Genomic DNA, 14,353 nt, shown 5'->3' on the forward strand with positions numbered 1-14,353 from the left:
AAGAAGCCAGAGGCGATCAACATGACCGTCCGCAGAAACGTCACTCCGTGGGCATCGGCCGCGCTGCTGCTCACCGCGCTGCTCGCCACGAGTTGCGCGGGGGAAGAGCCCAACGCCGCGCGATCCGCCGCGAGCCCCTCGTCCGCCACTCCACACGGGTACGTCGAGGGGGCCCAGGAGGCCGCCGAGCAGCAGTCCCGGCTTCTCCTGAACGATCCCGACAGCGGGAAGACCAGAGTTCTCGACCTCGTCACCGGCAAGGTGCACAGGACGGCCGAGGTCAAGGGCGCCGTTCGGCTGGGCATGGACGGCAGGTTCGGCTACCTCCACGCCCCGGACGGCGCCCATGTGCTCGACAGCGGCGCCTGGATGGTGGACCACCGAGACCACGTCCACTACTACAGCGCGGCGGTGCGGGACGTGGGTGAGCTTCCTGCGGGCAGCCAGGCGCAGATACGCAGTGATGTCGCCGTGACCGCGGTGACCGACGAGAACGGCCGCACCGTTCTCTACGACCGCAGCAAACTGGAGAAAGGGCAGATCGCCACTTCTCGGATGCTGCGCGGCACTTACACCGGTGCTGTCGTGCCGTACGGGGAACACCTGCTCGCCTTCGCGAACAGGGGTGACACCACGGAACTCGTCGTCCTCGACCGCAAAGGCGAGCGCGTGGCTTCCCCGGACGTGGCGTGCGAAGCACCCCAGGGAGACGCGGTCACCCGGCGCGGTGTGATCCTCGGCTGTGCCGACGGTGCCCTGCTCGTGCAGGCGCAGGGCAGTGCGTTCACCGCCGAGGAGATTCCGTACGGAAAGCACGTTCCGGCGCAGGAACGAGCCACCGCCTTCCGCCATCGACCCGGCAGCGACACCCTTACCGCCCCGGCCGGGGGCGACGCCGTCTGGGTCCTCGACGTCACCGAGCGGACCTGGAAGCGGGTGGACACCGGACCCGTCGTCGCGGTCAACACGGCCGGCGAGGGATCCCCGTTGCTCGTTCTGGAGACCGACGGATCGGTGCACGGCTATGACATCGCGACCGGAAAGCAGACCGCACGGACCGAGCCACTGCTGACAGCAGGGAAACGGGACGACTCCGGCGCCAGCGCCCCGGTCATCGAGGTCGACCGCAGCCGGGCCTACGTCAACGATCCCGAGGGCAGGAAGGTGTTCGAGATCGACTACAACGACGGCCTGCGCATCGCGCGCTCCTTCGACCTGGACGTCGAGCCGGTCCTCATGGTGGAGACCGGACGATGAGCCGAACCGCGGTGAAGCGTCGAGCGGGGGCGGGCACCGCTCGCCCGCGACACCTGGTCGCGGGTCTGCTCGCCTTCGTGACAGCCGCGGCCGCCACCGCCTGCACCACTGACGACGACCGGCCCAGCATCGTGGTCACGACCAACATCCTCGGCGACGTCACCAGCGAGATCGTCGGCGACGAGGCCGACGTCACCGTCCTGATGAAGCCCAACGCCGACCCGCACTCCTTCGGTCTGTCCGCGGTGCAGGCCGCCGAGCTGGAACAGGCCGATCTGGTCGTCTACAACGGCCTGGGTCTGGAGGAGAACGTCCTGCGGCACGTGGATGCCGCCCGCGAGTCCGGTGTCGCCACCTTCGCGGTCGGCGAGGCGGCCGACCCGCTCACCTTCCACACCGCCGACGACGGCGGCCCCGAGGGCGAGGAAGGGCAGCCCGACCCGCACTTCTGGACAGACCCCGACCGGATGCACAAGGTCACCGGACTGATAGCCGACCAGGTCGTCGAGCACGTCAACAGCGTGGATCCCGGCACGATACGGGCCAACGCCGACCGCTACGCGAAGCAACTCACCGACCTCACCAGCTGGATGCAGACGTCCTTCGGCCGAGTCCCCGTGGACCAGCGGGCTCTGGTCACCAACCACCATGTCTTCGGCTACCTCGCCGACCGCTTCGACTTCGAGGTGATCGGTGCGGTCATCCCCAGCGGCACCACCCTCGCCTCACCCAGTTCCTCGGACCTGCGCTCCCTCACCGAGGCGATGGAGGGGGCAGGAGTACGCACGGTCTTCGCCGACTCCTCCCAGCCCAAACGGCTTGCCGAGGTGCTGCGAACGGAGATGGGCGGCGGGGTGCGCGTCGTCGAACTCCACTCGGAGTCCCTCACCGCCAAGGGTGCGGGCGCCGACACCTACCTGCGGATGATGCGCGCCAACACCACCGCCATGGTCAACGGCCTGACCGGCGCCTGACCCCCCCCGATCCTCCCGGCACACCCGCCCATCGGGCGCTGGCTCGTCGTACCCCCACGCCGCCACCGCGCGGTGCAGAAAGGAACAGACCGATGAACAAGTCGATACGCGGCAGAGCCCTCACCGGCACCGCACTGGCCCTGGCCACGGCCACCGTCCTGACCGCCTGCGGCGGAGAGAGCTCCTCCGCCACCGACAGCAAGTCCGAAGGAACCGCGAGCGCCACGCCCGCGGTGGCGGTCAAGGAGCCGCTGGTCGCCACCTTCGACGGCGGCCTCTACATCCTCGACGGCGAGAGCTTGAAGCTCGCCCGAACCCTTGACCTGCCTGGCTTCAACCGAGTCAATCCCGCAGGTGACAAGGACCATGTCATGGTCTCCACCGACAGCGGATTCCGCGTCCTGGACGCCGCCGGGCAGGCCCTCACCGATATCGAGTACAAGGGTGCCAAGCCCGGCCACGTAGTTCGTCACGCCGCGAAGACCGTGCTCTTCACCGACGGCACCGGAGAGGTCAACGTCTTCGACCCCACGGCACTGAGCGGCGGCAAGAAGCCGGCAGGGCGCGCCTACACCTCCGCCGAGCCGCACCACGGCGTCGCCATCGAACTGGCCGACGGCAAACTCGTGAGCACCCTGGGCACTGAGGAGAAGCGCACCGGCGCCCTGGTGTTGGACCGGAACAACAAGGAGATCGCGCGCAGCGAGGACTGCCCCGGTGTCCACGGCGAGGCTGCCGCCGAGAACGAAGCCGTCGGTGTCGGCTGCGAGGACGGCATCCTGATCTACAAGGACGGCAAGTTCACGAAGATCGCCTCGCCCGACGACTACGGCCGCATCGGCAACCAGGCCGGCAGCGACGCCTCGCCCGTCCTGCTGGGCGACTACAAGACCGACCCCGAGGCCGAGTTGGAACGCCCCACCCGCGTCTCCCTCATCGACACCGAGAAGAAGAAGCTGCGCCTGGTGGACCTCGGCACCAGCTACTCCTTCCGCTCGCTGGCCCGCGGGCCGCACGGCGAGGCCCTGGTCCTCGGCACCGACGGGGCCATCCACGTCATCGATCCGGGCACCGGCAAGATCGAGAAGAAGATCCCCGTCGTGGGCGCATGGCAGGAGCCGCTGGACTGGCAGCAGGCCCGGCCCACCTTGTTCGTGCGCGGTCACGTTGCGTATGTCTCCGAGCCCGGCAAGAAGGCGCTGCACGCCATCGACGTGGAGACGGGGAAGAAGATCACCTCGGTCACCCTGCCGAAGAGCACCAACGAGCTGTCGGGCGTCGTAGCCGGACACTGACCACCCCGACGGCGCGTGTGCCCTCGCCGCCCCGGCTCGACGCCGAGGGCACACGCTTCCCCCCCCGGAACTGACAAACAGCCCCGGCAGCGGTCGGCGCAGCGTCTGTCTGCCGACCGGTGTCCGGAGGACTTGTACAACGTGGCGAAGTCTGGCCCGCTACGACAAGCGCCAGTACGTCCACCTCGGCACCGTCACCGCCGCCGCACTCCTCGTCCGGCTTCGCTCGTGATCACAACGCCCTGGCGGGACCCGAGGCTGTGGCGTGATGGCCGATGCCGAAGAGGGCGGCGCAGTCTGCCAGTCCGCTCACGGTCACGGGCGGATGCTGCTGAGAGTTCCAACCCTGCTGGGAGAGGCGCAAGCACTGAGACTCGACGACATCTCCATCGAGGACGTCCCGGGACAGGCCGTCGGGCTCGTAGCCGAGCTTTCGGGAAACGGACAGCGATGCGTGATTGTCGGTGAAGGACACCGACCTGGCGAACTCTGCGCCGAGTTCGACGAACGCCAGGTGCAGCAAGGCGATCCGCATCTCGGTACCGAGCCCCTGGCCCTGGTGATCAACCCCAAGCCATGAACCCGAGACGATTTCGCGCCGGATGCCGAAGCTCTCAGCCCGCATTTCCTGGATGCCCACGGGCTGCCCCTCGAAAAACACGACGAGCTCCAGGGCCCAGTCGTCGGGTGACCATGCGCCCAGGCGGCTCCAATGCTGCTGCACAACGTGTCGAGCGCGCTCGGCCGGCGGGCGATCCGTCCACGGTGTCAGAAACGGTCGGCTGCCAGGGGCATGTATGCCTCGTGCTGCCACTTCGGCCACCGCCGCGAGCTCCTCCTCGGAGGGAAACCGCAGCTCAAGACGGGGAGACTGCACACGCAGCGCCTTGAGGGGCCAGATGTCGATCAACATGCCCGTCAGTGTGCACAGTTGTACGTGAAGACGCACCGCATTATCCAGACCGCCGTCTGTCGCAGAGCATGATCGGCGGGACACGCCTTAAGGGTTGTTGCAGAAGGGTGGGCGTGGGCAGGCCAAAGTGGTGTTTGGCCTGGTGGAGGCCGTCTCCTTTCTGGCGGCAGCCGCGGAGGACTTTCCAGTTCTTCGTGCGGGCGACTACTGCCGCGCGATCGCCGCTTCTGCGCCGACCGCGCCGGTGAGCGCATACTTCCCACGCCCAGCGCGAGCGTTATTGGCTCCCCTGTGGGCGTCGGCAAGTCCGGCCGGCGCTCAGCGCGAAGGCGACAAGACCGTCGGCGGCATCGGCATCGAGGGGGGCGTGACCCGCGGTGGGATTCGGAAGGTGGGCATCTCCTGGGCAGGTAGGCACCGGGCCGGACGGTGCCGTGGCTGCGACCACCGTCCGGCCCGGAGTTTCAGTGCCCCGCCACGGTGGTGAGGGGGTCGTGCTCATGCGCGCACAGCTCGTCGAAGCCGTAGGTGTCCCAGGCCGGGAAGGGGTCGGCCGCCGGCTGGGCCTCGTCATCCCGCATGAGGCAGTCGGTCAGCGCTGCCCGCAGCCGCTCTGCCCTGAGCCGGGTTCCGATGAAGACGAGTTCCTGTACGTGGCGGCTGTCGGTGTCGCGGGCGGAGTAGGGCTCGAAGCGCACCACTGAACCCGCCTGGGACCATAGTCCCGTCACATGGGAGCGACTGGCGAGGGTGAAGAAGCCCTTCGACCTGAGGACCTGTCCGTACATGCCGCTGTCCAGTGCCTCTGTCACGAACGACCACAGTCGCCCGGGGTGGAAGAGAGAGGCTGATCGGAAGACGGTCGAGGAGATGCCGTACTCCTCCGTCTCGGGAACGTGGTCACCGTTGAGTTCCCTCACCCAGCCCGGAGCCTGTTGCGCCCGCTCCAGATCGAACCTCGCGGTGCCCAGGACTTCGCCGACCGGTACGCGGCCCCGCTCGGCGGACACGACGCGGGCGGCGGGGTTGAGCCGCGCGAGGGTGGCTCGGAGCAGGGCGGCGGAGGCGGTGTCGACGAGGTCGAGCTTGTTGAGAACGATGACATCGGCGAACTCGATCTGATCCATCAGCAGATCACTGACGGTACGTTCGTCGTTCTCGTACTGGTCCAGGCCGCGTCGGGTCAGCTCGTCCCCTCTGACCAGTTCGGGCAGGAAGTTGGCGGCGTCCACGACCGTGACCATGGTGTCCAGGCGGGCCAGGTCGCCGAGGGTGGCGCCGTCGTCGCGGGCGAAGGCGAAGGTGGCCGCCACCGGCATCGGCTCGGAGATACCGGAGGACTCGATGAGGAGGTAGTCGAATCGTCCTTCGCGCGCCAAACGGTCGACTTCCTCCAGCAGATCGTCGCGCAGGGTGCAGCAGATGCACCCGTTCGTCATCTCGACCAGGCGTTCCTCGGTGCGCGACAGGGCGGACTCACCACCGCGTACGAGGGCGGCGTCGATGTTCACCTCGCTCATGTCGTTGACGATGACGGCGACACGCATGCCCTCGCGGTTTCCGAGGACGTGGTTGAGCAGAGTGGTCTTTCCGGCGCCGAGGAACCCCGACAGGACGGTGACGGGCAGGCGCAGCGGGGGTGCGTCAGGCATGGGGCGTCAGCTTTCGGGGCGGAGCAGGCCGCGCTCGTACGCCTTAGCGAGCCGCTGGGGGACGAGATGCGGAGTGCCGTCCACCGTGACCGTCACCAATCGAGGTGTCGTCGCCTTCCACTGCGCGCGGCGGTGCCTGGTGTTGCTGCGTGACATTTTGCGTTTGGGCACGGCCATGGTGACCTCCGGGTGCGATCGGTGAGTGGTGCAGACGATACATGAAAATGAATGTCATGACGATGTGCGTCGCCCTGTCGTGCTGAACCTCGGGCAGCGCCTCCCGCGGTGACCCTCCGGGCGGCGGACCGTCGGGTGCGGTTGGCGTTCCTCGGACGGCTTCGAGGTGGGCGACCGGCTTGGTGCGCCGCGTCGTTCGGCGGGACTCCGGAGGGGAGCCGGGCCGACCCGGAGGGGGCTGTGCGCGCAGTGGGCCTCGCCGGGATGTTCCCGACGAGGCCCACCGCGCACTGGGTGACGTTTGCTCAGAGCAGGTCGGACACGCCCCGGGACCTGCCGTCGCCGGTGCGGTCCGTCATGAGGGGTCCGGCACTTCTCCCGTCGTCAGCAGCACCGCCGTCGTGCCGAGCCGGGGCACCGGAACGGGCAGGGAGCCGTCCGCCCCGGCGGGCAGGGGGGCTCCCGCGGCGGCGAGGTAGTCCGCGGACACGGCTCCGGTGACGGGGAAGCCCGGGGTGAGCCGGCAGGTGACGGGTTCTTCGGCGAAGGACTGGAGCCGTACGAGCAGACGCCCCGGTTCCGGCACGGTCAGACCGACGATCCGTACGCGTGGGTCGTCGAGGGTCAGCAGTGCGTAGGAGGTGCCGGGGCTCGGTTCGGCCGGGCGGCCCGCTCGTACCGCCACCAGGGGGCGGCTGCCGACGGCGGCGGTGCGCATGCCGAGCACCGCACCGGCGAGGGCCGGTGTGTCCTGCCATCCGATGCTGTAGCGGAAGACATGGTCGAAGGCCTGCTCCGAGGGGAAGTTGGTGTCCCAGATGTTGTTGTGCACCCAGGAGAACACCGTCCCCGGCTCCTCCTGTGCCAGCGACTGCGGATACGGGACGTAGGGGATGGCCACCCCGCCCAGCTGGATCAGCGGTGCGTCCTGGGTGGCCAGCGCCGCGGTCGTGGTGTTCTCCTGGAGGCTGACCCAGCGGCGTATCGCCCGCATGTGCCGGGCGGAGCCCGGCACCGTGGGCAGTCCCGTTCCCGTGACTCCGCCGGTCGCCTCCATCCGTACGACCGGGGAGTCCATCGCGAACGGGAAGGCGAAGAACGCGCTCTCCTTGGTCAGGGTCGCGACTTTGTCGATCCGGTTCTCCAGGTCGATCCGGGCACTCCCGCGCGGCAGATGGACCGTGACCCGCAGCCCTCGGGCGCCGGCCGGGGCGCATGCGTAGATCAGCGTTTCGCCGGTCGCGTCCGAGGTCCGTTCCACCAGAGCCGCCGGCGGCGCGGTCCTCCGCGTGGCCAGCAGGTGCATCGAGTCATCGGCGGTGGTCTTGCTCGACTGGTGGTTGAACCCGCCGGCCGTGGCGTACTCGTCGTACAGGTACCCGTTGAAGCCGACCGTGGCGTCCTGGCGGACCAGTTCCTTCCCTGTCCGCTTGTCCACGATCGAGTCGATGCACGCGGACGTCAGATCGACGTGGACGCGCAGGAACTCGTTCTCCAGGACGGTAGCGGCGTCGGCGGGGGAGTGGACGTCCGCCGGGGGCCCGTCCGCGCGGGAGGAAGCGGGCTCGATGTCCACGCGCACCGCCCCGTGGGCCGGTACGTCCGCCAGGCGGAAGAGCAGGAAACGGCCCGCCGCCCGGTGGAGTTCGTTGCTCTGTTCTTCCTCCGTCACCTCCAGGGGTGTCCCGTCGCGGGAGTCCACGACCCGTACCGCGTCGGCGAGGGGCACCGTGCTCTCGGGGAGGAACAGCCGGACCGTCTCGGACCGCTCCCAGCTGCACGTGTTGACGACGTAGTAGCCGGCGAGCGTCCCTTCGCGCGGAGCCAGCCGCTCTCCCAGGGCCGCACCCGCCGCATCCAGCAGGGTGTGCGCCCCGTCGTCGGCGCGCAGGGCCTGGGCGTACTTCCAGTGCCACTGCCGCTCGCCCGAGGCGTGGCCGTGGTCGCCGTGCGTCCACGGGTCGCCGGCGCCCCAGGTGTGCTCGTTGAACAGGGAGGCGGCGCGGTACACCTCGGGTGCCGCCCTCGTGATCCCGGCCCCGTCCGCTGCCCCCAGGATCTCCGCGTGACCCGCCAGCGTCTGGGCGTCGGCCAGCGCCGCCTGCCCGTCGCGGGTGGCGGCCAGGGGCACGGCCCCCGCGCCGACGCCGTCGACCCACCAGTCCGTCCAGTCGCCCTCGTACGTCTCGATCCGGTCGCCGAGCCGCTCCTCGGCGTCGGTGAAGAAGTCCTCGTTGCGCGAGGTGCGCAGGACGGGGAAGGCCCACTCCTCGTTCCACCGGCGCACCGTGTCCGCGATGATGCGGCGCGGCGGCCCGTTGTCCGCGAACTTGCCCAGGACTCGAAGGTGCAGGATGTCCCACGGATAGGGGTCGCCGGTGAACTCCTCGTCCAGGACGGGGAAGCCCGGGATGCCCCGGCCCTCGTGCGGGTACTGGTGGTTCGTCATCGCCGAGAGGTAGTTCGGCAGCAGGTCGTCGACGCGGTCGAAGGACTCGTCGAAGCCGATGATCGAGCCCTCCATGTAGGCGAGGCCGTGGGGGGTGTCGGTACGCCACACCAGCACCTCGCGCCCGCTCGGCGCCCGCCAGCGGAACAGGCGGGGCAGGTCCTGGCCGCCGACGTGGTGCGGCACCGCGCGCCCCGCCCAGTTGTGGGCGACCGACAGATAGCGGATCCCGCTGTCGGCGAGGACGTCGGGCAGCCCGACGACCTGGCCGGGCACGTCCGTCTGCATGGCCGTGGTGATGTCGATGCCCTCCCGTTCCCGCAACTCCCTGATGGGTCGCAGCAGTTCGTGGAGTTCGTCGGTCGAGCAGGTCTCGGTATGCAGGTTGAAGGGCATCGCGGTCAGTTCGATGCGTCCCTCGCGCACCCGGTCCAGGAATTCCGTGACCATCCGACGCGGCCGGTTCCGCGACCAGTTCTCGTAACTGAAGTAGCCCTCGACGGCCCAGCGGAACTTCGCCTCGTCGGGCCAGTCGTCGGTGGTGCGGCACAGTTCGAGCAGGGAGTCGAGGTACCTGCGTCCCTCGGCGAGCACGGTGCTCTGCGGGTCGGTGTAGCCGATGTCCAGGTGGGCGTGCTGGACCAGGTGCAGCGTCCAGTGACGTTGCGGGGTCAGCAGCACCTCGACGGACGCCCCGTCGGCGAGCTCGGGCAGCTCGACCAGGACCGGCGTGGGCGCTTGCACCTCCGGGACCAGCAGCCGGGTGTCGGTCCCCGGCCCCGGAACGACGTCGCAGCGCAGGGCGGTGCCGGCGGTGGTGGTGACGCGGGCGCGGGTGAGCGGCCGGTCCGCCGTGACGCGGACGGACTGGAGGAGGCCCCCCGCGCCGTCGTGGCGCAGGAGCGGTTCGCAGGAGAACCCGACCCGGTGTCCGCCGAGGTCCCCCTCGGCGGACACCGCGCGCCGGCGCAGGATGTCTCGGGCCATGTTCGAGTCCCACCAGGAGGGACGGGCGAGTTCGGGGCGGGGCATGGGAGAGGTCTCCACTCGTGTGGGGTGCCGGGACGTGCTGCGCCGGGCGTGGTGGTGGGGCTCAGGTACGGGGCGGAGGCTCAGGAGGGGTCGGAGGCCAGACCGGCGAAGATCTGGACCATCGCGGACTGCCCGAGCGTCTCGGCCGGCGCGGCCGGGGCGTGGTCACCGCCGCCGGAGGGCTGGAAGCGGAACAGGCCGTCGGACGGCGTCCGGTTCGCCTCCCAGGTCTGCTCGGCATAGGCGGCGGCGGTCGTGCGGTAGGCGGGGTCGGGGCGCACCTCGTTCAGAAGGCGAAGGTTGTCGAAGTAGAAGGCGTTGAAGATCGCCGGCTGGTCGTGCAGCCGGTCGCCCTGCTTCCAGTACGTGAGCGAGCCCTGCGCGTCCTCGACAGCGCGGTCGAGGTAGCTCCGCTCTCCGGTCGCGCGGTAGAGCGTCGTCGCGGTGCCGATCATCGCGCCGGAGTTGTACGTCCACAGGGTGGTGTTCACGGTGCCGTCGTCGTCGCGGCTGTTGTCGTACAGGCCGGGGGACCGGCGCAGGCACGACCAGTTCCACTCGTACCACTGCTTCGCGCTCGCGAGGTACCGGTCGTCGCGCTCGATGGCGTAGAGCTCGGCGGCCAGCTGGGCGGACAGCCCCGTCACGTTGGCGGCGCGCATGTAGTTGGCGGGGGAGTCGACCCAGTGCATGCCTCCGGCGCACGGCTTGGCGGGGTCCTCGTCCCAGCCCCGGCCGACGACCCGGTAGGTCTCCAGCGCCCGGTCGAGGTAGAGCTTCTTTCCGGTCGTCCGGTACTGGTCGAGGAAGGAGAGCCCGACGACGGCGTTGTCGTCGTAGAAGACGTCTCCGCCCTGGCCGAGAGGGGCGGGGAGGTAGGAGTCGTATCCGGACCTGCCGTCGCGGGGGTTGAAGTACAGCCGCAGCGCCGTGAAGCGCTCGGCGGCATCGTGCCGGTAGCGGGCGCCGACGCGCGGCAGTTCGGACATGTCGACGGTGGCGGCGGCCGCCTCACGCAGCGGCCAGAGGTAGGAGTGGGGGTTCTCCCCCTCCTGGCGCGGCGTCTTCTCCAGGTACAGGCCGTGTTCCTGCGGGCCCTGGTAGAGGTGCCGCTGCAACGAGTCGTAGGTGACCTCGGCGCGGTGGACCCAGGTAGAGAGCGGGGTCTCCTCGCGGTCGGCCGCGGTGGCGGGACTCGCCCACAGGGCCCCGGAGAGGATGGCGAGGGCCAGGGCGCGTACCGGTGTCTTCCGCATGGTCTGCCTTTCAGGAAAGGGGGAACGGCGATGGGCGACGGCTGTACGCGGGCTCAGCCGTGCAGCTTGAGGCTGCTGACGAAGAAGCGCTGTGCGGAGAAGAACAGGACGACGGTCGGCAGCGAGACCAGCAGGGCGCCGCCGAGGACGACCGGCGGTCCCACGTTGGAGTAGTTGCCCTGGAGTTCGGCCAGCGCGGCCATGACGGGGCGGATGTTCTTGCTGGTGGCCAGCGTGATCCCGAAGAGCAGGTCGTTCCAGACGGCGACGAACTGGAAGACGAAGGTGGCCACCATGGCGGACCTGGACAGCGGCACGTGGATCTGCCAGAAGATCCGCCACCAGGACGCACCGTCCATCCGGGCGGCCTCGATGATCTCCGGTGCCAGCGTCAGCGCGAAGTTGCGCATGATGAAGTAGGCGAACGGGATGGCGATCGCCACGTACACCAGGTACAGCCCGAGCTGGGCGTCGTAGAGCCCGGTGTCGGCGTAGGCGAGGAACAGCGGGCGCAGGAAGACCTGGAGCGGCAGCAGGGTCCCCGAGTAGATCAGCCAGAACCAGAGCGTCTTGTGCCGGACCGGCATGATGACGGTCGCGAACGCGGCGGTGGTGGCCACCACGATGGCCGTGGCGGCGCTGGTGACGGCGTAGAGCAGGCTGTTGCCCATGGAGGGGCCGAGATCCGCCTTCGTCCAGGCCTGCGACATGTTGTCGAGGAGGCCGAAGCCCTGCGGCCACCAGTGGGGCGTACCGCCGTAGTCGGCGGCCGGCACCAGGGCGTTGACCAGCAGCAGCCAGGTGGGCAGCGCCCAGGCCAGGGAGATGACCACCAGGGTCGTGTTGCGCAGGATCCTGCCCGGTGTGGGCCGGGTTCGCGGGGCACGCGGTGGCGTGCTGCGGGGGGTAGGCATGATCAGTTGCCTTTCGGGGTCAGCTGACGCCGCAGGTACAGCCACGAGGCGAACAGCACGATCGTGGTGAGGACGACCGCGACCGCCGCGCCCGCTCCGGGATGCAGGGCGAGGAAGGTCTCCTGGTACATCGAGACCGCGAGCGTCTCGGACTGCCGGCCGGGCCCGCCCTGGGTGAGCACCCAGATCAGGTCGAAGGACTTGAGGCCGTTGACCAGACTGCTGCCGACGACGATCACGGAGACGGTCCGCAGCTGGGGCAGCACGACGTACCAGAACCTCCGCCAGCCCGCCGCTCCGTCCAGCGAAGCGGCCTCGAGCGTCTCGGGCGGGATGGTCTGGAGGCCGACCAGGAAGAGGATCACTGCGACGCCGGCCGACTGCCAGGTATTGGCGATGATCATGACCAGTGTGTTGCCCGGCCACTCCAGCAGCCAGCCCTGGGCGAGCCCATCCATGCCGAACGCCTTGAGCACCTGGTTCGCCGCGCCGTCGGTGTTGAGGACGAAGTTCCACACCACCGCGACGGCCGAGCCGGACAGGGCGTAGGGGAGCACGACGACCAGCCGTGCCGCCCGTGACCATCCGCCGCCGTGCGTCAGCACGGCGATGGCCAGGCCCAGGACGAGCGGCAGCGCGACCGTGCCGACCACCCACATCAGGGTGTTCTGGATCGACCGGGTCAGCACCGGGTCGTTGAGGAAGAGAGCGTAGTTGTCCAGGCCGGCGAAGCCCGAGACGCGCCGGTCGTCGAAGAAGCTCCGGTGGACGGTCGTGGCGAACGGGAGCAGTAGCAGCGCGCTCACCAGGAGCACGGCGGGAGCCAGGAATCCGGCCCCGGCCAGCCTGTCCCGTATCCGGCGGGCGGGCCGCCGCGTGGCGGCGGAGCCCGCGGGGCTCGGCGACGCCGGGGTGTGCGGCCCGGGGAGCGGCGGCCGGCGCTGGTCAAGAGATGAACTCATGCCTCGTCCCTCTCCCACGCGGACCACTCCTCGGCTGCCCGGCCCGCCATGCTCCGCAGCGTGCCGTCGAGGGAGGAGGCCCCGGTCATGAAGCCCCCCAGGTCGTCGGTGTTTCCCTGGATCAGATTGGGCGGGCCCGACTCGCCGTAGCGTGGCAGGAGCGTCCAGCGCTCCCGCAGCGCCCGGTCCTTGAGGCCGGCCATCACCGGGTTGCCGGGCCGGGAGCGCGGATTGGCCGAGGCGTCCTGGAGGAAGTCGGTCCACACCTTCTGGACCGAAGGGTCGAGCCAGTTCGCGGCGTTGGCCATCGCCGCCTCGTGCGAGACGGCTTTGCGCGGGACGGCGAGCACCCCGGACTCGGTGATGACGGAGCGGCGGGTGGCGGAGTCGACGGGAGGCATGACGAAGGCGTCGAAGTCGACACCCGGCTTCATCCCGGTGGCGGCGATCCCCTGCGACTGCCAGGAGCCGTGCAGGAACATACCGACCCGCCCGGCCTTCAGCGCGGCCGGACCGTTGTTCTGGTCGAAGTCCGCCGGCGTCATCCAGCCCTTGCGCATGAAGTCCTGCCAGATCTGCAGGGCCTTCTTCGCCTGCGGGTCGGTGTAACGCGCCTTCCCGCTGATGAGCTTCGCGTAGAACGCGGGGTCCACCTTGCTGACGAGCTCCTGGAACCACTCGTAGGCCGGCCAGTTGCCGCTCTGCGTGGCCACGAACGGGACGACGCCCGCCTTCTTCAGCACCTCGGCGTTGTGCAGCAGCTCCTCCCAGGTGCCGGGCGCCCGCAGGCGGTGCTTGCGGAAGAGGGCCGTGTTGTAGAAGAGCACGTAGTACGACTCGTAGAGGGGGATCCCGTACACGGAGCCGCGGTAGGACATCGCCTCACGCGTCTGGGAGGTGACCCAGCCCCTGCGTTCGTAGTCGGCCCACAGGGCGGAGAGGTCGCTGAGCTCCCCGGTGCGGGCCAGTGACTTGAGGAAGTAGCCCGAGGCCCACTTGATCATGTCGGTGGCCTTGGTCGTCTGCAGCGAGATCTGCGTGACCTGCCGGTACGAGGTGGGGTTCGGGTTGGACAGCGGGCGCAGCGCGTAGCCGGTGAGCTTCTTCAGTTCCCGCCCGGCCGCGACATACCCCTGGTCCCAGGTGGCGTTGTCGTTGGCGAGCGAGGTGGTGCCGGGCCGCACGGCGGTGCTGTCGCCTCGGGCGCAGCCGGCCAGCACGGCCGCGCCGCCCGCTCCGATGGCCGCCAGGACGCCGCGGCGGCCCAGGGGGTGGGACGGCCACTGTGCCGCCCCGCCGATTGATCTCATGGGTTCCCTTCCCTCGGGATCCCGGCTGGGATCCCTGGCTCTGGGGTGTGGTGGGTGAGGGGTGTGGCCCTCTGAGAGATCTCGCCGCACCGCACGGCAGCGGCGGTCCGGATTGCCAGGATGTTAACGACACCATGAGGACGAAACAAGACTCCGTGACGA

At 69.6% G+C, this 14,353-nt stretch carries 11 protein-coding genes; 3 read left to right on the plus strand and 8 right to left on the minus strand.

What is annotated here, in order from left to right; translation table 11 throughout:
• The first annotated feature begins 21 nt into the window (after positions 1-21).
• From ACH4UK_RS31020 to aztD, 3 genes are all read left to right on the plus strand, one after another.
• Positions 22-1,257, plus strand: coding sequence for a hypothetical protein (locus tag ACH4UK_RS31020; RefSeq protein WP_398361623.1), 1,236 nt, complete (start codon positions 22-24; stop codon positions 1,255-1,257).
• Positions 1,254-2,231, plus strand: coding sequence for a zinc ABC transporter substrate-binding protein AztC (aztC, locus tag ACH4UK_RS31025; protein ID WP_398361624.1), 978 nt, complete (start codon positions 1,254-1,256; stop codon positions 2,229-2,231). Before ACH4UK_RS31020 ends, aztC begins: the two co-directional genes overlap by 4 nt.
• A 92-nt stretch (positions 2,232-2,323) precedes the next feature.
• Positions 2,324-3,526 carry a zinc metallochaperone AztD gene (aztD, locus tag ACH4UK_RS31030; RefSeq protein ID WP_398361625.1) on the plus strand — a complete coding sequence of 401 codons (1,203 nt, stop codon included), beginning with the start codon at positions 2,324-2,326 and terminating at the stop codon, positions 3,524-3,526.
• Between the two features lie 232 nt (positions 3,527-3,758).
• On the opposite strand, the gene ACH4UK_RS31035 is transcribed toward aztD, so the two are convergent.
• The 8 genes from ACH4UK_RS31035 to ACH4UK_RS31070 form a co-directional block, all read right to left on the minus strand.
• Positions 3,759-4,439 (minus strand): GNAT family N-acetyltransferase, encoded by a 681-nt coding sequence (locus tag ACH4UK_RS31035; protein WP_398361626.1) that lies wholly within the window; start codon positions 4,437-4,439, stop codon positions 3,759-3,761.
• Positions 4,440-4,903: 464 nt separating this feature from the next.
• Complete coding sequence (locus tag ACH4UK_RS31040) at positions 4,904-6,091, minus strand: GTP-binding protein (RefSeq protein ID WP_398361627.1); 1,188 nt, start codon at positions 6,089-6,091, stop codon at positions 4,904-4,906.
• Positions 6,092-6,097: 6 nt separating this feature from the next.
• Positions 6,098-6,268 (minus strand): 50S ribosomal protein L32, encoded by a 171-nt coding sequence (gene rpmF, locus ACH4UK_RS31045; RefSeq protein ID WP_398361628.1) that lies wholly within the window; start codon positions 6,266-6,268, stop codon positions 6,098-6,100.
• 355 nt (positions 6,269-6,623) lie between these two features.
• Positions 6,624-9,749 carry an alpha-mannosidase gene (locus ACH4UK_RS31050; protein WP_398361630.1) on the minus strand — a complete coding sequence of 1,042 codons (3,126 nt, stop codon included), beginning with the start codon at positions 9,747-9,749 and terminating at the stop codon, positions 6,624-6,626.
• An 80-nt stretch (positions 9,750-9,829) separates the two neighbouring features.
• Positions 9,830-11,005: a glycoside hydrolase family 76 protein gene (locus tag ACH4UK_RS31055; RefSeq protein ID WP_398361632.1), complete on the minus strand. Its 1,176-nt coding sequence runs from the start codon at positions 11,003-11,005 to the stop codon at positions 9,830-9,832.
• 53 nt (positions 11,006-11,058) lie between these two features.
• Complete coding sequence (locus tag ACH4UK_RS31060) at positions 11,059-11,919, minus strand: carbohydrate ABC transporter permease (RefSeq protein WP_398361634.1); 861 nt, start codon at positions 11,917-11,919, stop codon at positions 11,059-11,061.
• Between the two features lie 2 nt (positions 11,920-11,921).
• A complete protein-coding gene (locus tag ACH4UK_RS31065) occupies positions 11,922-12,881 on the minus strand; it encodes a carbohydrate ABC transporter permease (RefSeq protein ID WP_398361636.1) in 960 nt (319 codons plus the stop codon).
• Positions 12,878-14,191, minus strand: coding sequence for an ABC transporter substrate-binding protein (locus ACH4UK_RS31070; protein ID WP_398361638.1), 1,314 nt, complete (start codon positions 14,189-14,191; stop codon positions 12,878-12,880). The genes ACH4UK_RS31065 and ACH4UK_RS31070 overlap by 4 nt, the downstream gene beginning before the upstream one ends.
• Positions 14,192-14,353: the final 162 nt, after the last annotated feature.

The organism is Streptomyces sp. NPDC020884 (assembly GCF_044333935.1).
Classification (GTDB): Bacteria; Actinomycetota; Actinomycetes; order Streptomycetales; family Streptomycetaceae; genus Streptomyces.